Here is a 24,022-nt window from a genome sequence, read left to right on the forward strand (position 1 = left end):
AGAAGGAAAGAAAAAGGAAATCGTCAGACGTCGATGTCGACGTCGTCTGCGCGCAATTCCATGAGCTCGCGCCGCGCCGCCGCTTCGCCCTTGCCCATCAGCTTGGTGATCTCGCCCTGGGTGGACGAAAAATCGAACCGCCCCAATTGGACCTTCATCAGGCGACGGGTGTCCGGATTGAGCGTGGTTTCCCACAATTGTTCCGCGCTCATTTCGCCCAGGCCCTTGAAGCGGCTGATGCTCCAGGCGCCTTCGCGCACGCCATCTTTGCGCAATTTGTCGAGCGTGGCGGTGAGTTCGCCCTCGTCCAGCGCATAGACCTTGGAGGCCGGCTTCTTGCCGCGCGCGGGCGCATCGACCCGGAACAATGGCGGCTTTGCGACATACACGTGGCCGGCTTCGATGAGCTTGGGGAAGTGCCGGAAGAACAGCGTGAGCAGCAGCACCTGGATGTGCGAGCCGTCCACGTCGGCATCGGACAGGATGCAGATCTTGCCGTAGCGCAGGCCGCTCATGTCGGGCGTGTCGGCGGGGCCGTGCGGATCGACGCCCACGGCCACCGAGATGTCGTGGATTTCGGTGTTGGCGAACAGGCGGTCGCGCTCGACTTCCCAGGTGTTGAGCACCTTGCCGCGCAGCGGCAGGATGGCCTGGCTTTCCTTGTCGCGGCCCATCTTGGCGCTGCCGCCGGCGGAGTCGCCCTCGACCAGGAAGACTTCGTTGTGGCTGATGTCCTTGCTCTCGCAGTCGGTCAGCTTGCCCGGCAGCACGGCCACGCCGGAGCCCTTGCGCTTCTCGACCTTCTGGCCGGCGCGCTGGCGCGTCTGGGCGGCCTTGATGGCCAGCTCGGCGAGCTTCTTGCCGTAGTCGACGTGCTGGTTGAGCCACAGCTCGAGCGTGGGGCGCACGAAGCTGGACACCAGGCGCACGGCGTCGCGCGAGTTCAGGCGTTCCTTGATCTGGCCCTGGAACTGCGGGTCGAGCACCTTGGCGCTGAGCACGTACGAGGCGCGCGCGAACACGTCTTCGGGCAGGAGCTTCACGCCCTTGGGCAGCAGCGAGTGCAGCTCGATGAAGCTCTTCACCGCGTTGAACAGGCCGTCGCGCAGGCCGCTTTCGTGCGTGCCGCCGGCGCTGGTGGGAATCAGGTTGACGTAGCTCTCGCGCACCGGCTGGCCGTCTTCGGTGAAGGCCACGCACCAGTCGGCGCCCTCGCCTTCGGCGAAGTTGTCGGCGTTCTTGTCGGCATGGCCGCTGCCTTCGAACAACGGAATGACCGGGTCGCCGTTGAGCGTCTGCATCAGGTAGTCGCTCAGGCCGCCCTTGTAGAGCCACTGCTGGCTTTCGCCGGTCTTCTCGACGGCCAGCGTGACGCTCACGCCGGGCATCAGCACGGCCTTGCTGCGCAGCAGGTGGGTGAGTTCGCCCATGGGCAGCGCAGCGGTCTCGAAGTACTTGGCGTCGGGCCAGGCGCGCACGGTGGTGCCCTGCTTGCGCTCGCCGGCTTCGAGCTTGCGGATCTCGAGCGCCTCGATCACGTCGCCGGCGCTGAAGGCCAGCTTCGCGACCGAGCCTTCACGGTGCGAGCTCACTTCGAGGCGCTTGGACAGCGCGTTGGTCACCGACACGCCCACGCCGTGCAGGCCGCCCGAGAAGCTGTAGGCGCCGCCCGAGCCCTTGTCGAACTTGCCGCCGGCGTGCAGCCGGGTGTAGACCAGCTCGATCACGGGGGCCTTTTCCTCGGGGTGCAGGCCGAAGGGAATGCCGCGGCCGTCGTCCTCGACGCTGACCGAGCCGTCGGTGTGCAGCGTGACCTTGATCTTCTTGCCGTAGCCCGCCAGCGCTTCGTCGGCGGCGTTGTCGAGCACTTCCTGGATGATGTGCAGGGGGTTGTCGGTCCGGGTGTACATGCCCGGGCGCTGCTTCACGGGCTCGAGGCCCTTGAGCACGCGGATGGAGCCTTCCGAATAGCCGGAAGCGGAGTCTGAAGATGTCTTGGGGGAAGTCGCCATGGGGGCGGATTGTAGTCAGTTGGGTTGAAATGACTGGATACCCATACAGGCACCGGCTTCGGTCTTTTCGCACATCAGGCGGGAGTTTCTGCGGGCGGACCGAACATCCGCGCGCCCAGGAAATCGATGAACGCCCGCAGCTTGGGCGACGGATGGCGCCCCGACGGCCACAGCACGCGGAACGCGATGGTACGGGGCCGGCGCAGGTGCTCGGCCAACACGGGTTGCAGCGCGCCCTCGGCCAGCGCGGCGCGCACGCTGAAGTCGGGCAGGCAGGCGATGCCGCGTCCGCTCAGGGCAAAGCACAGCCGGGTCTCGATGTTGTTGCAGATCATCGAGACCGGCGGGCGCACCTCGCTGCCGTCGGGCCCGGGCGCGAGCGGCCAGACCTCCACCTTGCCGGTCGCCGGGTAGCGGTAGTGCAGGCAGGCGTGGCGGGCCAGGTCGTCCGGCGAGGCGGGCGTGCCGTGGCGCGCCAGGTACGCGGGCGAGGCCACGAGCAGCTGCGAGAACTCGCCCAGCTGGCGCGACGACAGCCGTGAATCCGCCGGCTCGCCGGTGCGCACCACGGCGTCGAAGCCCTCCTCGATGACGTCGACCAGGCGGTCGCTGAAGTCGAGGTCGAGCTCGATCGCCGGGTAGGCGGCCATGAAGTCGGCCAGCACCGGCAGCACCAGCGAGCTGACCAGCGGCAGGCTCACGCGCAGCCGCCCGCGCGGCGCCTCGGCGGCATGCGACAGCTCCTGCTCGGCGGCCTCGATCTCGGCCAGCACGCGGCGGCTGCGCGCCAGGAACAGCGCGCCCTCGGCGGTGAGCGTGATGCTGCGCGTGCTGCGGTGGAACAGGCGCACGCCCAGCCGTTCCTCGAGCCGCGCCACGCGCTTGCCCACGGCCGAGGCCGACACGCCGAGCGCGCGCCCGGCCGCCACGAAGCTGCGGGTCTCGGCGACCTGAACGAAGACGGCAAAGCCGCTGAGGCTGTCCATGGGGAATCTCCATTGCGGACCTGCACGTCCGCATTGATCGGAACTGTAGCCGTCTTTATCCGAAGTCGGCTTCTTCCTATCGTTGGCCGCATGACCTTTCTCCCCGACATTCCCCCCACTTTCACCCCTGTCTGGCAGGGCCCCGACCCGTCGCGCATCGACGCGGCCATCGACCGCGCGCTGGCCGAGCAGCGGCTGGTTGGCGCGGTGGTGCTGGTGCGCCACGACGGGCGCCTCGTCCACCGGCGCGCCGCCGGGTTGGCCGACCGCGAGGCCGGCCGGCCGATGCGCGAAGACGCGCTGTTCCGGCTGGCCTCGGTGTCCAAACCCATCGTCTCGACCGCCGCGCTGGTGCTCGTGGACCAGGGCCGGCTCGACCTGGACGCCCCGGTGACGCGCTGGCTGCCGGACTTCCGCCCGCGCCTTCCCGATGGCGGCGAAGCTGTCATCACGCTGCGGCAGCTGCTGACCCACACGGCCGGCCTGGGCTACCGCTTCCTCGAAAGTTCGGACGACGGCCCGTACGCGCGCGCCGGCGTGTCGGACGGCATGGCCCGCGACGACGGCCTCACGCTGGCCGCCAACCTGCAGCGCCTGGCCGGCGTGCCGCTGCTGTACCCGCCCGGCACCGGATGGCTCTACTCGCTGGCCATCGACGTGCTCGGCGCGGTGGTCGAGACGGCCAGCGGCCTGCCGCTGCCCGAGGCGGTGCGCGCGCTGGTGACCGGGCCGCTGCAGATGCGCGACACGGGCTTCGCCGCCGCACCCAGCGACCCGCGGCTCGCCACGCCTTATGTGAACGGCCCCGGCGCCACGCCGCCGCGGCGCATGGACGGCCCCGTCGTCGCCACGTCGTTCGAGGGCGCCGTCGGCATCCGCTTCGACCCGGCACGCGCCTTCGACGCCAGCGCCTGGCCCTCGGGCGGCGCCGGCATGGTCGGCAGCGCGGACGACTTTTTGCGCCTGCTCGAGACGCTGCGCACCGGCGGTGCCCCGCTATTGGGCGCCGCCACCGTCGACACGATGGGCCGCAACCACACGGGTGACCGGGGGCCGGCGGATGCGCCGGGCTGGGGCTTCGGCCTGGGCTTCTCGGTGCTGCACGACCCGCAACCCACGCAGACGCCCGAATCGCCCCGCACCTGGCGCTGGGGCGGCGCCTACGGCCATGCCTGGTTCGTCGACCGGGCGCGCGGGCTCAGCGTGGTGGCCTTCACGAACACGCTCTACGAAGGCATGTCGGGCCGCTTCGTCACCGACCTCCGGGACGCCGTCTATGCATGACACGACCTCTTCCTCACCGCTGCCCCTCTCCGGCCTGCTGGCGCTGGCTGCCGGCGGCTTCATCACCATCCTCACCGAGGCGATGCCGGCCGGCCTGCTGCCGCAGATCGGCGCCGACCTGGGCGTGGCGCCCGCGCTGGTCGGCCAGCTCGTCACCGTGTATGCGCTGGGCTCGCTGGTGGCGGCCATTCCGCTGGTGGCCTTCACGCGCGGCTGGCGGCGCCGGCCGCTGCTGATGGGCGCGATCGGCGGCTTCGCGGTGGTCAACACGGTGACGGCGCTGTCGCACGACTACACGCTGACACTGGTCGCGCGTTTCTTCGCCGGCGTGTTCGCGGGCCTGCTGTGGGCGCTGCTGGCCGGGCACGCGGCGCGCATGGTGGCGCCGTCGCAGCAGGGCCGGGCCATCGCCGTGGCGATGCTGGGCGCGCCGCTGGCGCTGTCGCTGGGCATTCCGGCCGGCACGCTGCTGGGCGCGAGCGTCGGTTGGCGGCCGGCCTTTCTGATCATGTCGGCTTTGTCGGTGCTGCTGCTCGGCTGGGTGCGCTGGCAGGTGCCCGACTTCCCGGGCCAGGAGGCCGGGCGCCAGCAAAGCGTGCGCCGCGTGTTCCTGCTGCCGGGCGTGCGGCCGGTGCTGATGGTGATGTTCGCCTTCGTGCTCGCGCACAACATCCTCTACACCTACATCGCGCCCTTCCTGGCGCACGCCGGGCTCGGGGCCCAGGTCGGGCGGGTGCTGCTGGTGTTCGGCGCGGCGTCGCTGGGCGGCATCTGGCTCACGGGCGTGCTGATCGACCGCTGGCTGCGCACGCTGGTGCTGGCCGGCACGGCGGCCTTCGCGCTGGCGGCGCTGATGCTCGCCGCGGCGGGCGGGTCGGCGGCGGGCGTGTACCTCGCGGTCGCAGTCTGGGGCCTGGCCTTCGGCGGCGCGGCAACGCTGTTCCAGACCGCCTCGGCCCAGGCGGCCGGCGATGCAGCGGACGTGGCGCAGTCGATGGTCGTGACGACCTGGAACCTCGCCATCGCAGGCGGTGGACTGGTGGGCGGCCTGCTGCTGCAGGGCGGCGGCGCGGGCAGCCTGCCCTGGTCGCTGCTGGCGTTGCTGGTGCCGGGGCTGATGCTGGCGTGGCGGGCCTGCGAGCACGGCTTTCCGGGCGCGCGCGGCGCGGCGGCGGCGCCGGCGCGCTGACCCCGAAGGCAGGCCGCGTGCCTGCCTTCTTTCTTTGATGCCGTCCGCGCATTGAAACCGCGCCCACAAATCATCAATGGCCATGGCCGCCATGCCGCCTGCCGCAGCATCCATTTCGCTACATTCGAAGGATGCAAGCCTCCCCCGCTCCCACCCTTTCGATCAAGCAGGTGCTGTTCTGCGGCGCCATGATCGTCACGCTCTCGATGGGCATCCGCCACGGCTTCGGCCTCTGGCTGCAGCCCATCACGCAGGCACAGGAGTGGAACCGACAGACCTTCTCGTTCGCGCTGGCGGTGCAGAACCTGTCGTGGGGCATCTTCGGCGTGTTCGCGGGCATGCTGGCCGACCGCTTCGGCGCGTTCCGCGTGCTGATCGGCGGCTCGCTGCTGTACGCGGCGGGCCTCTTCGGCATGGCGCATTCGCCGACGCCGCTGTTGTTCACCCTGAGCGCGGGCGTGCTGATCGGCGCGGCGCAGGCGGGCTCGACCTACGCCGTGATCTACGGCGTGATCGGCCGGCAGATTCCGGCCGAGCGGCGCTCGTGGGCCATGGGCGTGGCCGCGGCGGCCGGCTCGTTCGGCCAGTTCCTGATGGCGCCCATCGAAGGCCGCCTGATCGGCGCCTTCGGCTGGCAGACGGCGCTGGCCGTGGTGGCGGTGCTGGTGCTGGTGATCGTGCCGCTGGCCTTCGGCCTGCGCGAGCCCAAGACCGCGGCCCTGGCCGGCCACCGTGACCAATCGGTGCTGCAGGCCGTGGGCGAGGCCTTCCGCTACCCGAGCTTCGGCTTGCTGATGGCGGGCTACTTCGTCTGCGGCTTCCAGTTGGCCTTCATCGGCATCCACATGCCGACCTACCTGCGCGACAAGAACCTGTCGCCTGAAGTCGCGGGCTACGCGCTGGCGCTGATCGGCCTGTTCAACGTGTTCGGCACTTACACGGTCGGCCTGCTGGGGCAGAAGCTGTCCAAGCCCAAGATCCTGGCGGCCATCTACTTTGCGCGGGCGGTGTCGATCGCCCTCTTCCTGCTGGCACCGATCTCGCCGCTGAGCGTGTACGTGTTCTCGGCGGCGATGGGCTTCCTGTGGCTGTCGACCGTGCCGGCCACCAACGCCATCGTCGCGGGCATCTTCGGCGTGGCGCACCTGTCGATGCTCAGCGGCTTCGTGTTCCTGAGCCATCAGGTGGGGTCGTTCCTGGGCGTGTGGCTGGGCGGCTTCCTGTACGACACGACGGGCAGCTACAGCATCGTCTGGTACATCTCGATCGCGCTGGGCGTGTTCGCGGCGCTGATCAACCTGCCGGTCAAGGAAAGCGCCATTGCGCGCGCGGTCCGGCCGGTCGCCGTGGCGGGCTGACGGCCCGCGCTTTTCCTTTCTTTGTTTGCAAGGAGCCATCGCCATGACGCCCCGCACACGCAACCACTACCTGGCCCAGGCCGCCTGGCTCGCCGCCGTGCTGGCGGCGCTGGGCGGCGTGTTCGCGCTGTACGTGCATCCGACGTTCCTGGTCACGCTGGTCGACCAGGTGTGGTCCTGTTTCTGAACGACTTCGCCCCGAAATGCCCGCAAGCCGGGCCCAGGCCACTATGAAAGATGTAGCAATTCCCGTGCATGCGAGCACGGCGCCCTCCGAATGGATCGTGCGCTGGTCGCACCTGCTTGCGCCGAACGCCACAGTGCTCGACGTGGCCTGCGGGTCCGGGCGCCACATGCAGTGGTTCGCCGGGCGCGGGCATGCGGCAACTGGCGTCGACCGGTCGCCCGGGGCCGTCGAGGCGGCCGGCGCCTTCGGGCGGGTGGTGGCGGCCGACATCGAGTCGGGCCCCTGGCCCTTCGCGGCCCAGCGCTTCGGCGCGGTGGTCGTCACCCACTACCTCTGGCGCCCCCGCATGGCCGACATCGTGGCCGCCGTGGCGCCGGGCGGCGTGCTGCTGTACGAGACCTTCGCGGCCGGCAACGAGACCGTCGGCAAGCCCTCGCGGCCCGATTTCCTGCTGCAGCCGGGCGAGCTGCTCGGGGCCTGCGCCAGCCTGCAGGTGATCGCCTATGAAGACGGCTTCCTGCCGGAGCCGGCGCGCTTCGTCCAGCGCATCGCCGCCATGCGACCCGGCGAAGCGGCCGCGGGCGCCCCGCCGCGCCACTTCCTGAAGGCCAGCTGAGCTGGCCGACACAACTGTCTCCGGCCCGGCCGGAGTCAGTAGAATGGCCGCTTTCGTCCACCGACAAAGAGATTCCCTTGGAGCAACTGACAGGCAGCATCGTCGCGCTCGTCACGCCGATGCACGACGACGGCAGTGTCGACTACCCCGCCCTGCGGCGGCTCATCGACTGGCACATTGACGAAGGCACCGACTGCCTTGGCGTGGTCGGCACCACCGGCGAATCGCCGACGGTCGATGTGGAAGAGCACTGCGAAATCATCCGCGTATCCGTCGAGCAGGCCCGGGGCCGCGTGCCCGTGATGGCCGGCTGCGGCGCGAACTCGACCAAGGAAGCCATCGAGCTCGCCAAGTTCGCCAAGGGCGTGGGCGCCGACTCGCAACTCCAGGTCGTTCCCTACTACAACAAGCCCACGCAAGAGGGCCAGTACCAGCACTTCAAGGCCATCGCCGAAGCTGTCGACGACCTGCCCGTCGTGCTGTACAACGTGCCCGGCCGCACCGTCGCCGATATGGCGCACGACACTGTGCTGCGCCTGGCGCAGGTGCCCGGCATCATCGGCATCAAGGAAGCCACCGGCAACATCGAACGTGCCCAGTGGCTCATCCGCGACCTGCCGAAAAACTTTGCCGTCTACTCCGGCGACGACCCGACCGCGGTCGCGCTCATGCTGTGCGGCGGCCAGGGCAACATCAGCGTCACGGCCAACGTGGCGCCGCGCAAGATGCACGAGCTGTGCGTGGCCGCGCTGGCCGGCGACGTCAAGCGCGCGATGCAGCTGCAGTTCGAACTGATGCCGCTGCACCGCAACCTGTTCGTCGAACCCAACCCGATCCCGCTCAAGTGGGCCATGGCCCGCCTGGGTCTGTGCGGCGGCACCCTGCGGCTGCCGCTCACGGAACTCGGCGAAGCGAGCCGCCCGGCGGTCGAGGGCGCCCTGCGCGCCACCGGCCTGCTCAAGGACTGACCGAGCCCGGGTTTCCCCACCGATCACACCGGTTCCCGTCCGCCCTTTCCCCCTGTTCGCAGCAAGGTCAAGCAACCTTTTGCCGCAACAGTGCTCAGAGAGGGCGGGGCGCTGGGGCCCATCGATTGACCGAACCATTCCACCAAGGAAGACGACGTTGAAGAACATTTCGCGACTTGCACTGCTGGCCCTCGTTGCCAGCCTCGCCGCCTGCTCCGTCCTCGAGAGCGACAAGATCGACTACAAGAGCGCAGGCAAGGCCCCGACGCTCGAAGTCCCACCCGACCTGTCCCAGCTCTCGCGCGACAACCGCTACGCAGTGCCGGGCGGCGCCGTCACCGCCAACGCCTACCAGGCCGGCATCGCGAACGCACCGGGCATCCCCACCGCCGTGGCCAACATCGGCGACGTGCGCATGGAACGCTCGGGCACGCAGCGCTGGATCGTCGTCAACCGCACGCCCGACCAGCTCTGGGAGCCCGTCAAGGACTTCTGGCAGGAAAGCGGCTTCCTGTTGACCACCGACCAGCGCAACCTGGGCATCATGGAAACCGACTGGGCCGAGAACCGCGCCAAGCTGCCGCAGGACATCATCCGCGGCACGCTGGGCAAGCTCGTCGACTCGGTCTACTCGACCGGCGAACTCGACCGCTTCCGCACCCGCCTGGAGCGCAGCACCAACGGCACCGAGATCTTCGTCAGCCACCGCGGCATGCAGGAGGTCTACAACAACTCCCGCCAGGACCAGACCGTGTGGCAGCCCCGCCCGAGCGATCCTGAGCTCGAGACCGAATTCCTGCGCCGCCTGATGGTCAAGCTCGGCGTGTCGCAAGAGCAGTCGAAGATCCTCGCCGCGACCACCGCGGCGCCCAAGACCGCCACCGTGGCCACCGTCGGCAACCAGCCGGTCGTGCAGATCAGCGAAGGCTTCGACCGCGCATGGCGCCGCGTCGGCCTGGCCCTGGACCGCACCGGCTTCACCGTCGAAGACCGCGATCGCAGCGCCGGCACCTACTACGTGCGCTACGTGACGCCGAACCCCGACAAGAAGGACGATGGCTTCTTCGGCAAGCTGTTCAGCTCCAAGAAGGACGAAGCGCCGATCAAGTTCCGCATCTCGGTCAAGAGCCAGGGCGAAGCCACCACGGTCTCGGTCCTGAACGACGCCGGCGCGCCCGAAACCTCGGCCAACGCGCAGCGCATCGTCAAGGTCATCGCCGACGACCTGAAGTAAGCCCCATGCTCCGCTTCCGAAGCCTCGGCAGCGGCAGCACGGGCAACGCCGCGCTGGTCGAAGCAACGACCAGCGCCGGCCGCACCACCCGCCTCCTCGTCGACTGCGGCTTCGGCATCCGCCAGCTCGACCGGCGCCTGGCCCAGGCGGGCCTGGTTGCAACGGACCTCGACGCCGTCTTCATCACCCACGAGCATGGCGACCACATCGGTTGCGCCCATGCCCTGTCGCTGCGCGACCGCATCCCCGTCTGGATGAGCGAAGGCACCTGGCTCGCCACCGGTGGCCGCGACTACGAAGGCCGCCTGCACCTGGCGCGCGACGATGCCGAGTTCACGGTCGGTGACCTCTGCCTGCAGCCCTTCACCGTGCCCCACGACGCCCGCGAGCCCCTGCAGCTGCGCTGCACCGACGGCAACCGCACGCTGGGCGTGCTGACCGACCTGGGCCACGCCACCAGCCACGTGCTGGCCCGGCTGCGCGGCGCGCACGCGCTGCTGCTGGAGTTCAACCACGACAGCGATCTGCTCGCCGGCTCGGCCTACCCGTCGTTCCTGAAGCAGCGCGTGGGCGGCAACTACGGCCACCTGTCGAACACCGCAGCCGCCGAGATCGCGCGCGCCGTGCTTCACGACGGGCTGCGCCACGTGGTCGCGGCGCACCTGAGCGAGCAGAACAACCGGCCCGAGATCGTGCGGCGCCTCATGGCCGAGGCGCTGGGCGGCGACGAAGCCGAGATGCTCACGGCCACCGCCGCCGAGGGCTCGCCCTGGCTCGACGTCTGAGCGGGCGGGGCATCGCCCTCCCCCAATGAAAAAGCCGCCCGAGGGCGGCTTTTTGCATGGTGCGGACCTGGCAGCGGAATTACTGCTTCGGTGCCTCGCCCTTCTTGGCGGCTTCGGTCGCGGCGTTGGCGGCGTCCAGGGCCGACGAAGCGGCAGCCGACGGTGCCGATGCAGGCGCGGCGGCTGGCGGTGCGGCGGGTGCGGGTTCGGTCACGGGAGCGGGCGGCGGGGTCACGACCGCGGGGGCGGCGTCCTCTTTCTTTCCGCAGGCCACCAGGGCGGCAGCGGCGATCAACGAGGCAATCAGGACGGACGACGACTTCTTCATGAGGACTCCTTTGGCAATGAAGGTCTGGAACCAAAAAATTCTAGACCGCCAACCCCGCCCGGATATGTCGCGGGGGTGTATTTGCGGCATTGGCTTACAAGCCGAGCGTGGAGGCGGGAAAGGCCGGTCGCCCCTGGCGCCAGCGCTCGTCGAGGCTTTCGCGCAGGTCGCGCCGCGCACGCGGCTCGCTGCTGCAGACACCGCGGCTGCGCTCGGGGTCGATGCGGTGCAGGCACCAGGTGGGCGTCCAGAAGGCACTGGGCACCTCCTCGGCCGTGCCTGAGCGGCCTGCCGCGCGGCATTCGACGATGTGGTCCCAGGTGCGGCGCCACGTCACGAAGCGCGCATGGCCGCGCTCGATCAGGTCGAAGCGCCCTGCCAGCAGCAACAGGCGGCGCCCGCTGGCCGACCAGGCCTGCAGCGCCTCGATGCTGGCGCGCTCGCCCAGCGGCCAGTCGGCGAAGTCGGGGTCGCTGAAGACGATCTCGTTCCAGCCCTGGCGTGCGGCGGTGGACAAGGCGTTGCGGACGAGGTCGGCAAACGCCTCCCGGCCGTCGAAGCGGCCTTCGATCAGGACCGGTACGGCGCCTTCACTCGGCATGCAGCCAGCCCGCCTCGCACCACTCGCCCAGCAGCGCCCGCGCGCCCTCGCTGGCGCGGGCCAGTTCGCGTGCACCGAGCACGCGCTGATCGGCCAGCCGCCGCATCAGCGTGGCGTCGGCCCCGCCGGCGCGGAAGCTCTCGCCGTTGATGTAGACGTGCCGCGCGTCGTAGAGCATGCGCGTGCGGCGATCGAGCGCGACCTCGCGCAGCACCTCGGGCACTTCATTGCCTTCGCCGAACCAGACGTTGGCCTTCGGCTCGGTGAGCGATTCGCCCAGCGCGCGGTCGATGGCGTCGGGGTCGCGCAGCGCGGCCTCGACGGCCTTGCGTGCGAAGTCCTGCAGGGCAGCCGGCATCGCGGCCGGAGCCTCGACAGCAGGTTGCGACGGGTCGCGGTAGCGCGCGAGTTCAGCCGGGCCCGCGTCTTCCAGGTCTTCGGCATAGGCCTGCGCCACGCGCGCCAGCAGGTCGGCGCCCAGCTCGCCCACGGCGGACGAGCGCAGCCCGATGGAATACGTCATGCAGTCGTCGCCCACCGCCACGCCGTCGTGGGCGTACTTGGGCGGCAGGTACAGCATGTCGCCGGGCTCGAGCACGAAGGTCTGCTCGGGCTCGAAGTGCTCGAGCACCTTGAGCGGCACGTCGGGCTGCAGCCGCAGGTCGGACTGCTTGCCGATGGACCAGCGGCGCCGCCCCTGCGCCTGCAGCAGGAACACGTCGTAGCTGTCGAAATGCGGACCGACCCCGCCCGTGTCGCTCGCGTAGCTGATCATCAGGTCGTCCAGGCGCGCATCGGGCAGGAAACGGAACTGCCGCAGCAGCTCGTGCACGCCGTCGTGGTGCAGGTCGACGCCCTGCACCAGCATCGTCCAGCCCGGCTGCTTCAGCGGCGGCAGCGCGCGCCGGGGCAACGGGCCGTGCTTGAGCGACCAGCCGGCCTTCCCATGCCGGATCAGGCGCGACTCGACCCCCTCGCGCTCCGCCAGCGCGAACAGCGCTTGGCGGTCGATCGGTGGCACCATCGAGGGAACGGCCTGCCGGATCAGCAGGGGTTTCTTTTGCCAGTACCGGCGCATGAACTGCGCGGGACTCAGGCCGCCAAGCAAGGGCAGCGGTTGATTGATCTCCATGGGAGAATTCTGCAATGGAAATCTCTGAACAATGCGTGGTCGGCCTGACCTGGACCATGAAAGACACGCTCGGCGATGTGCTGGACGTGCTCGACGAGCCGGTGGAATTCATGGTGGGCGGCGACGACCTCTTCGACGTGATCGAGGCCGCCCTGCAGGGCCATGAGCCCGGCGCGCGCGTGCAACTGCAGATCGAACCCGAGCAGGGCTTCGGCGACTTCAACGACCAGCTGCTCTTCCTGGAGCCGCGCGCGCTGTTCCCCGAGGGCACCGAGGAAGGCATGACCTTCGACGGCTCCGCCCTGCCCAAGGGCGTGAGCGAGGCCATGCCCAAGGACGCGATCTACACCGTGGCCGAGATCTACCCCGACCACCTCGTGCTCGACGGCAACCACCCGCTGGCGGGCATCGCGATCCGCCTGGACATCACGGTGCGTTCGGTGCGCGAAGCCACCGAAGAAGAAGTCGGCCGCGGCTCGGCTGGCACGGCCTTCTTCAAGGTGCCGCCGATGGCGCCGGGCGGCCAGATGCTGCACTGAAACCACGCCACTCCACAAAGCAAAAGCCGGGCAGTGCCCGGCTTTTTTCTTTGCGCGCGCGGCCGACCGCTTACATGCGCGAGATGTGCCCGTTGTCGATGCGCACGCGGTCGCCGATGCGCAGGTCGCCCGGGTTTTGCACGTCGAAGGCGCGGTAGCCGCCGCGGTCGGTCTGCACCGAGACGCGGTAGCTCTCGTAGGCGCGCGGGCCGTTCTGCTGGGCCTCGATGGTGTTGCCCAGCAAGGCGCCGCCCACGAGGCCGAGCGCGGTGGCTGCGGCACGGCCGTTGCCGCGTCCGAACTGGTTGCCCACCACGCCGCCGATCAGGCCACCCGCGATGGCACCGCCACCCGTGGTGCCCACGCCCGCGGTTTCGCTGCGCAGCACCTCGATGTTGGCCACGTGGCCGTACTCGACGTAGGCCGCTTCCTGGTACTGGATCGCCCGCGGCGGGGCCTGATAGGGGTAGCGCGAGGTCTGGTAAACCGGGGCCGGCGCGACACAGGCCGTGAGCGTGGCCAGTGCGAGCACGGACGCCGTGACGGAAATGAAGCGCATTGAGATGTTCATGAAAGAGGCTCCTCGAAGAAAACAGCACGCGCCCGGACGGGCTGCATGCCTGCCTGTGTCTAACGTTTCAGCCGAAGCCGCGATGACGAAAGACACACGCTGAAACCTTCGAGACGAACCACGCGCCGGCGGTTCCGTTCTTTACGCCTTGGATACTCAGGTGCCCTTCAGCTTTGCTGGGGCATCCCCACGAACTCAGTGCTTGCCGGTCGAGCCGTAGCCGCCCTCGCCGCGTTGCGAGGCCTCGAACTCGGCGACCACGCGGAACTGCGCCTGCACCACCGGCACGATCACCAACTGCGCAAGCCGCTCCATCGGCTGCAGCACGAAGGGCGTGTTGCTTCGGTTCCAGGCGCTGACCTTCAGCTCGCCCTGGTAGTCGCTGTCGATCAGGCCGACGAGGTTGCCCAGCACGATCCCGTGCTTGTGGCCCAGGCCCGAGCGCGGCAGGATCAGCGCGGCATAGGCCGGATCGGCCAGGTGGATCGCGATGCCGGTGCCCACCAGTTGCCAGGCATTGGGTTCGAGCGTGACCGGGGCATCGAGGCAGGCCCGCAGGTCGAGGCCGGCGCTTCCGGGGGTGGCATACGCGGGCAATTGATCCACCATGCGCGGATCGAGGATTCGGACGTCTACTTTCACTGACTTGCTGCCTTGTTTATTTCTGTTGCTGTTCTTTTTGCCTGCGGGCGGCCTCTTCGAGCACCTGCTGCCACTTGGCGACCCCGGGCCTCAAGCTGAGCCCCTTGAGAAAGCGCTTGCCGAACCAGGCCGCCGCGGCGGCCCCCAGGACGAGCACGGAGAGCGGCACGCCGATGGCCCACAGCACCAGGAACACCAGCGCCCCCATGCCGGCCAACACCTTGAGCGTGCCCAGGGGGATGGCCTTGCTGCCGTCAGCCTTCGCGGCCTCGCCAGCCGGCGATTCACGACGTGCGACGGTGGTCCCCTGCGCACCGGGCGAAGGCGTCATGCCGACGTCCAGCCCGTGCTCGGATTCCTTGCCCGGGACGCGGGCAGACTGGCCGGCCCGCGCCGACAGCTGCTCCACGTAGCGGGCGAAATCGCCGTTGGGTGGTGTGTTGGATTCGGTGTTCATCAGGCCCTCCAATCAGGAAGTCGCGCGGCAATCTCCGTCATCAGCTCACGCGCCAGCCGGAGCTTGGGCGCGCGGGGCAGCTCGCGCACGCCCTTCGCGTCCACCAGCAGCAGTGCGTTGTCGTCCTGCCCGAAGGTCAACGGGCCGATGTTGCCCACCAGCAGCGGAATGCCCTTGCGTTCGCGCTTGGCCTTGGCGTGCTCGGCGAGGTTCTCGCTCTCGGCGGCGAAGCCCACGCAGAACAGCTTCCTGGCTTGGGCGCGCTCGCTCTTGGCCACCGTAAGCAGGATGTCGGGGTTCTCGACGAAGTGCAGCACCGGCGTCTGGCCGCTGCCGTCCTTCTTGATCTTCTGGTCGCTGTGCGTCGCCGGGCGCCAGTCGGCCACGGCGGCCGTTGCTACAAAAATGCTAGCTGCCTGCGCCGCGCGGGTGGTGGCTTCGAGCATCTCCTGCGCCGACAGCACGTCGATGCGGCTCACGCCGCGCGGGGTCGGCAGGTGCACCGGACCGGCCACCAACGTGACCTCGGCGCCGGCCTCGCGCGCCGCACGGGCGATGGCGAAACCCATCTTGCCGGACGAATGGTTGGTGATGCCGCGGATCGGGTCCAGCGCCTCGAAGGTCGGGCCGGCCGTGACCAGCACCTTCTGCCCCGCCAGCAGCTTGGGCTGGAAGAAGGCCGTGATGTCCTCGAGCAGTTGCGCCGGTTCGAGCATGCGCCCGTCGCCGGTTTCGCCGCAGGCCTGCCATCCGCTGCCCACGCCCAGCACGGTCGCGCCGTCGGCCGACACCTGCATCAGGTTGCGCTGCGTGGCCGGATGGGCCCACATCTCGCGGTTCATGGCGGGGGCGATCAACAGCGGCACGCGGTCGGTCGGACGCGCCAGGCACAGCAGGCTCAGCAGCTCGTCGGAACGCCCTTGCACCAGCCGCGCGATGAAATCGGCGCTGCAGGGCGCCAGCACGATCGCATCGGCCTCGCGGCTCAGGTTGATGTGCGGCATGTTGTTGGGCTCGCGGGCGTCCCACTGCGAGGTGTAGACGGTGCGCCCCGAGAGCGCCTGCATGGTGACCGGCGTCATGAACTGCTCGGCCGCCTCGGTCATCACGACCTGGACGGTGGCGCCCGCCTTCACGAGCAGGCGGCACAGCTCGGCCGATTTGTAGCAGGCGATGCCCCCTGTGAGTCCGAGGACGATGTGTTTGCCGGCGAGATCTTGCATGGGACATATTGTTGCTCACATACCGACAAGATCAGGAACCGGATGGCCTTCGGCCGTGGAGGCACAAAGGGGACACCTATAATCGCAATTTCCCACTGCCCGGATTCACGCGTCCGGAACTGGCATGACCAAATTTGTCTTCGTCACCGGTGGTGTCGTATCTTCCCTTGGCAAGGGAATCGCCTCCGCCTCGCTCGCCGCGATCCTCGAATCGCGCGGCCTCCAAGTCACCCTCATCAAGCTCGATCCGTACATCAATGTCGACCCCGGCACGATGTCACCGTTCCAGCATGGCGAAGTGTTCGTCACCGATGACGGCGCCGAGACCGACCTCGACCTCGGCCACTACGAGCGCTTCATCAACACGCGGATGCGCAAGGCCAACAACTTCACGACCGGCCAGATCTATAAGACCGTGCTCGAGAAGGAACGCCGCGGCGACTACCTCGGCAAGACGGTGCAGGTCATTCCGCACATCACCAACGAGATCCAGGAATACATCAAGCGCGGCGCCGGCATCGGCACGGCGCACGAGGTGGACGTGGCCATCGTCGAAATCGGCGGCACCGTGGGCGACATCGAGTCACTGCCCTTCCTGGAAGCCGTGCGCCAGATGAGCCTGCGCATGGGCCCGAACAACTCGGCCTTCGTGCACCTCTCCTACGTGCCCTGGATCGCCGCCGCCGGCGAGCTCAAGACCAAGCCCACGCAGCACACCGCCAAGGAACTGCGCGCCATCGGCATCCAGGCCGACGCCCTGCTGTGCCGCGCCGACCGCCCGATCCCCGACGACGAGCGCGCCAAGATCTCGCTGTTCTCGAACGTGCCCGAATGGGGCGTGATCTCCATGTGGGACGTGGACACCATCTACAAGGTGCCCCGCATGCTGCACGAACAGGGCCTGGACGGCCTGATCTGCGACAAGCTGCGCATCAACACGCCGCCGGCCAAGCTCACGCGCTGGGACGAGCTGGTGTACGAGGTCGAGCACCCGCAACAGGAAGTGTCGATCGCCATGGTCGGCAAGTACGTCGACCTGTCGGACAGCTACAAGTCGCTCAACGAGGCGCTGCGCCACGCCGGCATGAAGAACCATGCGCGCGTGAAGATCGACTACATCGACTCCGAGACCATCTCGGCGCAAGACGTGTCGCGCCTGGCCAAGTACGACGCCATCCTGGTGCCCGGCGGCTTCGGCCAGCGCGGCGTGGAAGGCAAGATCTCGGCCGCCCGCTTCGCCCGCGAATCGAAGGTGCCCTACCTGGGCATCTGCCTGGGCATGCAGGTCGCGACCATCGAGTACGCCCGCCACGTGGCCGGCCTGAAGAACGCCAACAGCACCGAGTTCGACCCGGAAACGCCCACCCCCGTGATCGCGCTGATCACCGAGTGGAAGGACCGCGACGGCACCGTGAAGACGCGCGACGAGAAGTCCGACCTCGGCGGCACCATGCGCCTGGGCGCGCAAAGCTCCGACGTCTCGCCGGGCACGCTGGCGCACAGCATCTACGGCGACGTGGTCACCGAGCGCCATCGCCACCGCTACGAAGCCAACGTCAACTACCTGGACGAGCTGCGCAATGCCGGCCTCGTGATCTCGGCGCTCACGCAGCGCGAGCACCTGACCGAAATCGTCGAGCTGCCGCAGAACGTGCACCCGTGGTTCATGGGCGTGCAGTTCCACCCCGAGTTCAAGTCAACGCCGTGGGGCGGCCATCCGTTGTTCAACGCCTTCATCAAGGCAGCGCTCGACCACAAGGACAAGGGCGCGGGCAGCACGAACAAGACGCTCAAGGCAGTGGCATGAAGCTTTGCGGATTCGACATCGGGCTGGACCAGCCTTTCTTCCTGATCGCCGGCCCGTGCGTGGTCGAATCCGAGCAGCTGCAGATGGACACGGCCGGCACGTTGAAGGAAATCACGGCGTCGCTGGGCATCCCGTTCATCTTCAAGAGCAGCTTCGACAAGGCCAACCGCTCCTCGGGCACGAGCTTTCGCGGCCCGGGCCGCGACAAGGGCCTCGAGATCCTGGCCAAGGTGAAGCGTGAACTCGGCCTGCCCGTGCTGACCGACGTGCACACCCACGAGGACATCACCGAGGCCGCCAAGGTGGTCGACGTGCTGCAGACGCCCGCCTTCCTGTGCCGCCAGACCGACTTCATCCACGCCGCGGCGCAGTCGGGCAAGCCGGTGAACATCAAAAAGGGCCAGTTCCTCGCACCGCACGACATGAAGAACGTGATCGACAAGGCCCGCGCTGCCGCCAAGGAAGCCGGCCTGGACGAAGACAGCTTCATGGCCTGCGAGCGCGGCGCCAGCTTCGGCTACAACAACCTCGTGTCGGACATGCGCTCACTCGCGATCATGCGCGAGACGAAGGCGCCCGTGGTGTTCGACGCCACGCACTCGGTGCAACTCCCCGGCGGCCAGGGCACCAGCTCGGGTGGCCAGCGCGAGATGGTGCCGGTGCTCTCGCGCGCGGCCGTGGCCGTGGGCGTGGCCGGTCTCTTCATGGAGACGCACCCCGACCCGAACAAAGCCCTGAGCGACGGCCCCAACGCCGTGCCGCTCAAGCACATGAAGGCCCTGCTCGAGACGCTCGTCGCGCTCGACCAGGTCACCAAGAAAAACGCTTTCCTCGAGGACAGTTTTCAAGCATGAGCAGCGGTTACGTCATTGCCCACGTCGAGGTCACGAACCCGACGCAGTACGAGGAATACAAGAAGTGGTCGAGCGTCGCGATGCAGGCGCACGGCGCCGAAGTCTGCGTGCGCGGCGGCCAGGTGCAGCCGCTCGAAGGCGACTGGAAGCCCACCCGCGTGGTCGTGCTCAAATTCCCCAGCTTCGAAAAGGCCAAGGCCTTCTACGAGACGCCCGAATACCTGAAGGCGCGTGAAGCGCGTGCCGGCGCCGCCATCATGAACATGATCGCGGTCGAAGGCCTTTGATTCCGTTTTTTGCCAGTCCACTCCACCAAGAGACCCAGAGAAAGAGATAGAGATGAGTGCAATCGTTGACATCGTCGGCCGCGAAATTCTCGACAGCCGAGGCAACCCCACCGTCGAGTGCGACGTGCTGCTCGAATCGGGCACCATGGGCCGTGCGGCCGTGCCCTCGGGCGCTTCGACCGGTTCGCGCGAGGCCATCGAGCTGCGCGACGGCGACAAGAGCCGCTACCTCGGCAAGGGCGTGCTGAAGGCCGTCGAGAACATCAACACCGAGATCTCGGAAGCCGTGCTGGGCCTGGACGCCAGCGAACAGGCCTTCCTCGATCGCACGATGATCGACCTGGACGGCACCGACAACAAGGCCCGCCTGGGCGCCAACGCCACCCTCGCCGTCTCGATGGCCGTGGCCCGCGCCGCGGCCGAAGAGTCGGGCCTGCCGCTGTACCGCTACTTCGGCGGAATGGGCGGCATGCAGCTGCCGGTGCCGATGATGAACGTCATCAACGGCGGCGCGCACGCCAACAACAGCCTGGACCTGCAAGAGTTCATGATCATCCCCGTGGGCGCCAAGAGCTTCCGCGAGGCCGTGCGTTACGGCGCCGAAGTGTTCCACGCCCTGAAGAAAATCCTGGGCGACCGCGGCATCAGCACGGCCGTGGGCGACGAAGGCGGCTTCGCCCCCAGCGTCGAGAGCCACGAAGCGGCCATCCAGCTGATCCTGGAAGCCATCGACAAGGCCGGCTACACCGCCGGCGAACAGATCGCCCTGGGCCTGGACTGCGCGGCCAGCGAGTTCTACAAGGACGGCAAGTACGTGCTGTCGGGCGAAAACCTGTCGCTCACGGCCGAAAGCTGGACCGACATGCTCGCGACCTGGGTCGACAAGTACCCGATCATCAGCATCGAAGACGGCATGCACGAAGGCGACTGGGACGGCTGGAAGCACCTGACCGAGCGCCTGGGCAAGCGCGTGCAGCTGGTGGGCGACGACCTGTTCGTCACCAACACCAAGATCCTGCAAGAAGGCATCGATAAGGGCATCGCCAACTCTATCCTGATCAAGATCAACCAGATCGGCACGCTGACCGAAACCTTCGCCGCCATCGAGATGGCCAAGCGCGCGGGCTACACGGCCGTCATTTCGCACCGTTCGGGCGAAACCGAAGACAGCACCATCGCCGACATCGCCGTGGGTACCAACGCCGGCCAGATCAAGACCGGTTCGCTGTCGCGTTCGGACCGCATCGCCAAGTACAACCAGCTGCTGCGCATCGAAGAAGACCTCGGCGACATCGCCGTCTACCCGGGCCGCGGCGCGTTCTACAACCTCAAGTAGCGCCTCGCAGCCTGCATGCGCGCGCGCTTCGTCCCTCCTCTCATCCTGGTGCTCCTGCTGGTCATCCTGCAGTGGCAGCTGTGGAACGGGCGCGGCAGCGTGCGCGAGGTCGCCCAGCTGAGGACCCAGCTGGCCGACCAGAAGGACGCCAACGCCAAGGCCGCCCTCAACAACGAGCGGCTCGCGTCCGAAGTCAATGACCTGAAAGACGGCCTCGAGATGGTCGAGGAACGCGCCCGCGCGGAACTCGGCATGGTCAAACCGAACGAAGTCTTCGTGCAGATCGCGCACTGATCCTTTCCTTCGCCACCGCTTCTCGATGCCAGAGCTTCTCTCGGCCTCCGCCTTTGCGCTGTGGGGTTCTCCCGTCACCTGGCTCGAACTTGTCGCCGCCGTGCTTGCGCTCGCGATGGTCGGCTGCAACATGCGCGAGATCCACTGGGGCTGGCCGTTGGCGATCGTCAGCTCGCTGCTCTACGTGGTGGTGTTCGCCAACGCGCGCATCTACGGCGACGCCGCCCTTCAAGTTTTCTTCGCTTTCGTCGCCCTGTGGGGCTGGGCGCAATGGCTGCGCGGCTTCCGCGCCGACGGCAGCGCCTTGCGGGTCAGCCGGCTGTCGCCGCGCGGTACCGCGTACGCCCTCGTGGCCTGCGCCATTGCGTGGCCCGTGGTCGCCCTCTTCCTGCGTCGCTTCACCAACACCGACGTGCCCTGGTGGGACGGCTTCGTCACCGGCCTGAGCCTGGTCGGGCAGTTCCTGCTCGGGCGCAAGTTCATCGAGAACTGGCTCATCTGGCTGGCCGTGAACGTGGTCAGCGTGGGCCTGTTCATCCACAAGGGCCTGTGGCTCACGACAGCGCTGTACGCGGTGTTCGCCGTGCTCAGCGTGGCCGGCTTCCTGGCATGGCAGCGACGCCTGCCGAAGGCCACGACGAAGGCGGTGCCGGCATGACGCCGAACCTGCCGACCGGCTGCGTCATCGCGCTCGTGGGCGCCGAGAGCACGGGCAAGACCGAGCTCTCGCGCGCCATCGCACAGCGCCTGCAGGACCGCGGCACGCCCGTCACGCTGGTGGGCGAGTACCTGCGCGAATGGTGCGAGCGCGAGGGCCGCACGCCCCGCCCCGACGAACAACAAGCCATCGCCGACGAACAGATGCGCCGAATCGACGCGGCTGCCACCACGGGCGTGGTGGTGGCCGACACCACGGCGCTCATGACGGCGGTCTACAGCGAGCAGTTGTTCGCCGACACCTCGCTCTACGACAGCGCCCTCGCTGCGCAGCGGCGCTACGCCATCACGCTGCTCACCGCGCTCGACCTGCCCTGGGTGGCCGACGACATGCGCGACGGCCCCCATGCGCGCCAGCCGACCGACACGCTGGTGCGCGCCGCGCTCACGCGCGCCGGACTCTCGTACGCCGTGGTGCATGGCAGCGGCGGCGAACGGCTGGCGAACGCATGGAATGCGATCAACACCATCGCCGGCAACGAAGGCCGCGCCCGCACGCGCACCCGCCGCGACGCCAAGCCCGCCTCATGGACATGGCCTTGCGAGAAGTGTTCCGACCCGGAATGCGAACATAAGCTCTTCAGCGACCTGATGGCGCGCCGCGACCCCACCTGAGCCTTCCGGTTCTTGCGCGCTCACGCGCCCTCTCCCCTTCACCGGAGACCCGATGCCCGTTTCGATTGCTGCGCTCCTTGCCCCGCGCGCTCCTGCCGCCGCCTTCCTCGCCCTGCTGCTGACCACTGGCGCCGCTTCTGCAGCGCCCGTGGCCGCCACCGTCGAGAACGCCACCACCCCCACGGCCTGTGCCGAGGAAGACAATGTGTCGATGGTGCTGCGCGGCGACGGCATCCGCCACCTGCGCATCGAAGCGCTGCAGCCGAGCTACCTCGGCAGCATCGGCAACGACGTCACCGCGCCCGATTTCTCGGGCTGCAATTTCGACGGCGGCGCCCACCCCACCGACCCGGCGCACCGCTTCAAGAAGCGCACCGTCGTGCTGCTCGACAACGCACAGTGGCGCATCGTCGGCATGACGCTGCCGACCTTCTGGCGTCCGGCGCGCGTGCCGGTGCAGGTCGGCGCGCGCCACGACCGCGGCTTTCACCTGCTGCAGGTGTTCAAGAAGGAAAACGGCAAGGCGCTCGAAGCCATCGTGCTCTACCCGTCCGACGGCTACTGGCGCCTCAAGCCGCTGCCCGAGGCGCGCTTCGGCGACGGTGTGTACGGCTCGTCGTTCCTGCTCGGCCCGGTCGTTCAAGCCGGGCGGCCGGTGGTGAACATCGCGTCGATCCGCGTCGTACCGAAACCGCTGGCCATCCACCTGCGCTTCACCGACGGCGGCAGCGCTGTGGCGCGCGTGACCGAGATCAGCCGCACCCGCACCGCGCTCGACGTGACGCTCTCCAAGCCCACGGCGAGCGCCAAGCAGCCCTTCGCGGTGCTGCGTTCGATGTACGTGACGCCCGACAACGCCGACATGAGCGAGGTGCGCTGGCAGGCCTCGCCGCAGGCGGCCGAGCAGGCGCTGCCGCTGCCCGAGGTGAAGACGCTGAACGCCACGCAAGTGCGCTTCGGCCGCACCCTGCCCTCCAAGCACAACACGAGCGCGCCCGACATCGCATTCGGCGGCTTCGACGACGAAGCGCGCTGAGCTCAGGCCGCGCGCCGCACCTCGCCGGGCGTGAGGCCCAGCACGCGGCGCATGCAGCGCGCCATGTGGCTCTGGTGCGAGAAGCCGCTCTCGAGCGCGACGAGGCTCGCGGGCATCTCGCTGTTCAGCAGCAGGCTGCGCGCGCGGTCGACGCGGCGGTGCACTACGTAGGCATGCACCGCCTGGCCGGTGGAGCGCTTGAACTGCGTCTTCAGGTGCGAGGCGCTCAGGCCCGCGACCTCGGCCAGCGCCGCCAGCGACAGGTCGCCGTCCAGGTGCGCCTCGATGAACTCCGTGACGCGTTTCAGCTGCAACCGCGTCAACCCCTGCACGGGCGACGGCGCCACCTGCGGGCCCGCCGCGATCAGCTGCACCGCGAGCGCGGTGCCCAGGCTGTCGGTGTAGAGCCGGCCATTGGGAAAGCCCGCGCGGCGCTCGGCGTCGAGTGCCCAGGCGATGTGCTCGATCTGCGGGTCGCGGAACTGGTGGCGTTCGCCGAGCACCGCACGCTCGGCCGGCAGGCCCATCTCGTCGGCCGTGCGCACCAGCAGCGCGGGCGCCATGCGCACCACGACCGAGGTGCTCGGCGACTCTTCATGCCAGATGTCAGTGCTGCCGGCCGGCAGGATGTCGAGGTCGCCGCGCGTGTAGAGAAAGCGGTGGAACTGGCAGGCGCCCGCCACCGGCGCGCCCGCGTGCAGCTTGAGACGGTGGTCGGGCAGCGCCTCGTAGCCGACCACGCCGCCGGGGGTCTGGCGCACGTCGACGCGCAGGCTGTCGGTGGCGGGCGGCGCGACGAAGCTGTCGGCCGACAGCGCCACCTCGGACGCCGCACCACCGTGCCCGTGCAGATCGGTGTCCAGATCGGTATCGCTCATCGAAACATTATGGGCCGCGCGCGGCGTGCATGCCGTCGGCCGTTTGTGCTCCCCCACGGCTGAACGTGCGCGACCGCAAGCCGTGC

General features: G+C 68.7%; 27 protein-coding genes. 17 read left to right on the top strand and 10 right to left on the bottom strand.

Going from position 1 to position 24,022, the window contains the following annotated elements; genetic code table 11:
* Positions 1–23: 23 nt before the first annotated feature.
* On the bottom strand, positions 24–2,012 hold the full coding sequence (locus AC07Y4_RS02830) for a DNA topoisomerase IV subunit B (RefSeq protein ID WP_062474697.1): 1,989 nt from the start codon (positions 2,010–2,012) through the stop codon (positions 24–26).
* A gap of 74 nt (positions 2,013–2,086) precedes the next feature.
* Positions 2,087–2,998 carry a LysR family transcriptional regulator gene (locus tag AC07Y4_RS02835; RefSeq protein ID WP_487849190.1) on the bottom strand — a complete coding sequence of 304 codons (912 nt, stop codon included), beginning with the start codon at positions 2,996–2,998 and terminating at the stop codon, positions 2,087–2,089.
* A gap of 90 nt (positions 2,999–3,088) precedes the next feature.
* Between AC07Y4_RS02835 and AC07Y4_RS02840 the strand changes: the two genes are divergently transcribed.
* From AC07Y4_RS02840 to AC07Y4_RS02875, 8 genes are all read left to right on the top strand, one after another.
* On the top strand, positions 3,089–4,282 hold the full coding sequence (locus AC07Y4_RS02840; protein WP_487849191.1) for a serine hydrolase domain-containing protein: 1,194 nt from the start codon (positions 3,089–3,091) through the stop codon (positions 4,280–4,282).
* The gene (locus AC07Y4_RS02845; RefSeq protein ID WP_495274179.1) at positions 4,275–5,471 is read left to right on the top strand and encodes an MFS transporter; all 1,197 of its coding nucleotides are present in this window, start codon (positions 4,275–4,277) and stop codon (positions 5,469–5,471) included. The genes AC07Y4_RS02840 and AC07Y4_RS02845 overlap by 8 nt, the downstream gene beginning before the upstream one ends.
* 131 nt (positions 5,472–5,602) lie before the next feature.
* Positions 5,603–6,829 carry an MFS transporter gene (locus AC07Y4_RS02850; protein WP_062474686.1) on the top strand — a complete coding sequence of 409 codons (1,227 nt, stop codon included), beginning with the start codon at positions 5,603–5,605 and terminating at the stop codon, positions 6,827–6,829.
* Positions 6,830–6,872: 43 nt separating this feature from the next.
* Complete coding sequence (locus AC07Y4_RS02855; RefSeq protein WP_167395003.1) at positions 6,873–7,016, top strand: hypothetical protein; 144 nt, start codon at positions 6,873–6,875, stop codon at positions 7,014–7,016.
* 43 nt (positions 7,017–7,059) lie between these two features.
* Positions 7,060–7,632: a class I SAM-dependent methyltransferase gene (locus tag AC07Y4_RS02860; protein ID WP_487849193.1), complete on the top strand. Its 573-nt coding sequence runs from the start codon at positions 7,060–7,062 to the stop codon at positions 7,630–7,632.
* 71 nt (positions 7,633–7,703) lie between these two features.
* Positions 7,704–8,600, top strand: coding sequence for a 4-hydroxy-tetrahydrodipicolinate synthase (gene dapA, locus AC07Y4_RS02865; RefSeq protein WP_495274184.1), 897 nt, complete (start codon positions 7,704–7,706; stop codon positions 8,598–8,600).
* A gap of 157 nt (positions 8,601–8,757) precedes the next feature.
* On the top strand, positions 8,758–9,834 hold the full coding sequence (bamC, locus tag AC07Y4_RS02870) for an NlpB/DapX family lipoprotein (RefSeq protein WP_159272444.1): 1,077 nt from the start codon (positions 8,758–8,760) through the stop codon (positions 9,832–9,834).
* Between the two features lie 5 nt (positions 9,835–9,839).
* On the top strand, positions 9,840–10,619 hold the full coding sequence (locus AC07Y4_RS02875; RefSeq protein ID WP_487849194.1) for an MBL fold metallo-hydrolase: 780 nt from the start codon (positions 9,840–9,842) through the stop codon (positions 10,617–10,619).
* 79 nt (positions 10,620–10,698) lie between these two features.
* Here AC07Y4_RS02875 and AC07Y4_RS02880 read toward each other — a convergent pair whose 3' ends face one another.
* From AC07Y4_RS02880 to AC07Y4_RS02890, 3 genes are all read right to left on the bottom strand, one after another.
* Positions 10,699–10,947, bottom strand: coding sequence for a hypothetical protein (locus AC07Y4_RS02880; protein ID WP_056583267.1), 249 nt, complete (start codon positions 10,945–10,947; stop codon positions 10,699–10,701).
* A 94-nt stretch (positions 10,948–11,041) separates the two neighbouring features.
* On the bottom strand, positions 11,042–11,548 hold the full coding sequence (locus AC07Y4_RS02885) for a hypothetical protein (RefSeq protein WP_487849195.1): 507 nt from the start codon (positions 11,546–11,548) through the stop codon (positions 11,042–11,044).
* A complete protein-coding gene (locus AC07Y4_RS02890) occupies positions 11,538–12,680 on the bottom strand; it encodes a JmjC domain-containing protein (RefSeq protein ID WP_487849196.1) in 1,143 nt (380 codons plus the stop codon). Before AC07Y4_RS02890 ends, AC07Y4_RS02885 begins: the two co-directional genes overlap by 11 nt.
* A gap of 14 nt (positions 12,681–12,694) precedes the next feature.
* Between AC07Y4_RS02890 and AC07Y4_RS02895 the strand changes: the two genes are divergently transcribed.
* Positions 12,695–13,219 (top strand): FKBP-type peptidyl-prolyl cis-trans isomerase, encoded by a 525-nt coding sequence (locus AC07Y4_RS02895; protein ID WP_095947302.1) that lies wholly within the window; start codon positions 12,695–12,697, stop codon positions 13,217–13,219.
* A 70-nt stretch (positions 13,220–13,289) separates the two neighbouring features.
* On the opposite strand, the gene AC07Y4_RS02900 is transcribed toward AC07Y4_RS02895, so the two are convergent.
* The 4 genes from AC07Y4_RS02900 to coaBC form a co-directional block, all read right to left on the bottom strand.
* Positions 13,290–13,790: a glycine zipper 2TM domain-containing protein gene (locus AC07Y4_RS02900; protein WP_062474665.1), complete on the bottom strand. Its 501-nt coding sequence runs from the start codon at positions 13,788–13,790 to the stop codon at positions 13,290–13,292.
* Between the two features lie 195 nt (positions 13,791–13,985).
* Positions 13,986–14,432: a dUTP diphosphatase gene (gene dut / locus AC07Y4_RS02905; RefSeq protein WP_062474662.1), complete on the bottom strand. Its 447-nt coding sequence runs from the start codon at positions 14,430–14,432 to the stop codon at positions 13,986–13,988.
* Positions 14,433–14,448: 16 nt separating this feature from the next.
* On the bottom strand, positions 14,449–14,889 hold the full coding sequence (locus AC07Y4_RS02910; RefSeq protein ID WP_487849197.1) for a hypothetical protein: 441 nt from the start codon (positions 14,887–14,889) through the stop codon (positions 14,449–14,451).
* Positions 14,889–16,112 carry a bifunctional phosphopantothenoylcysteine decarboxylase/phosphopantothenate--cysteine ligase CoaBC gene (coaBC, locus tag AC07Y4_RS02915; RefSeq protein ID WP_095947300.1) on the bottom strand — a complete coding sequence of 408 codons (1,224 nt, stop codon included), beginning with the start codon at positions 16,110–16,112 and terminating at the stop codon, positions 14,889–14,891. The genes AC07Y4_RS02910 and coaBC overlap by 1 nt, the downstream gene beginning before the upstream one ends.
* A 124-nt stretch (positions 16,113–16,236) precedes the next feature.
* Here coaBC and pyrG point away from each other — a divergent pair, with 124 nt between their 5' ends.
* From pyrG to AC07Y4_RS02955, 8 genes are read left to right on the top strand one after another with little or no spacing between them, the layout of a single operon-like run.
* Positions 16,237–17,919 carry a CTP synthase gene (gene pyrG, locus AC07Y4_RS02920; RefSeq protein WP_070059524.1) on the top strand — a complete coding sequence of 561 codons (1,683 nt, stop codon included), beginning with the start codon at positions 16,237–16,239 and terminating at the stop codon, positions 17,917–17,919.
* Positions 17,916–18,773: a 3-deoxy-8-phosphooctulonate synthase gene (gene kdsA, locus AC07Y4_RS02925; protein WP_487849198.1), complete on the top strand. Its 858-nt coding sequence runs from the start codon at positions 17,916–17,918 to the stop codon at positions 18,771–18,773. Before pyrG ends, kdsA begins: the two co-directional genes overlap by 4 nt.
* Positions 18,770–19,060, top strand: coding sequence for a DUF1330 domain-containing protein (locus AC07Y4_RS02930; protein WP_062474654.1), 291 nt, complete (start codon positions 18,770–18,772; stop codon positions 19,058–19,060). Before kdsA ends, AC07Y4_RS02930 begins: the two co-directional genes overlap by 4 nt.
* 52 nt (positions 19,061–19,112) lie before the next feature.
* A complete protein-coding gene (eno, locus tag AC07Y4_RS02935; protein WP_062474653.1) occupies positions 19,113–20,396 on the top strand; it encodes a phosphopyruvate hydratase in 1,284 nt (427 codons plus the stop codon).
* A 15-nt stretch (positions 20,397–20,411) separates the two neighbouring features.
* Complete coding sequence (ftsB, locus tag AC07Y4_RS02940; RefSeq protein WP_070059525.1) at positions 20,412–20,690, top strand: cell division protein FtsB; 279 nt, start codon at positions 20,412–20,414, stop codon at positions 20,688–20,690.
* Between the two features lie 25 nt (positions 20,691–20,715).
* Entirely contained in the window at positions 20,716–21,348 is a 633-nt protein-coding gene (gene pnuC / locus AC07Y4_RS02945; RefSeq protein ID WP_447743155.1) for a nicotinamide riboside transporter PnuC, read from the top strand.
* Positions 21,345–22,022, top strand: coding sequence for an AAA family ATPase (locus AC07Y4_RS02950; RefSeq protein WP_487849341.1), 678 nt, complete (start codon positions 21,345–21,347; stop codon positions 22,020–22,022). Before pnuC ends, AC07Y4_RS02950 begins: the two co-directional genes overlap by 4 nt.
* A gap of 52 nt (positions 22,023–22,074) precedes the next feature.
* The gene (locus tag AC07Y4_RS02955; protein ID WP_487849199.1) at positions 22,075–23,058 is read left to right on the top strand and encodes a hypothetical protein; all 984 of its coding nucleotides are present in this window, start codon (positions 22,075–22,077) and stop codon (positions 23,056–23,058) included.
* A gap of 2 nt (positions 23,059–23,060) precedes the next feature.
* On the opposite strand, the gene AC07Y4_RS02960 is transcribed toward AC07Y4_RS02955, so the two are convergent.
* Positions 23,061–23,936: an AraC family transcriptional regulator gene (locus AC07Y4_RS02960; protein WP_487849200.1), complete on the bottom strand. Its 876-nt coding sequence runs from the start codon at positions 23,934–23,936 to the stop codon at positions 23,061–23,063.
* Between the last annotated feature and the right edge of the window lie 86 nt (positions 23,937–24,022).

The organism is Variovorax sp. GW460-12-1-14-LB1 (genome assembly GCF_059423605.1).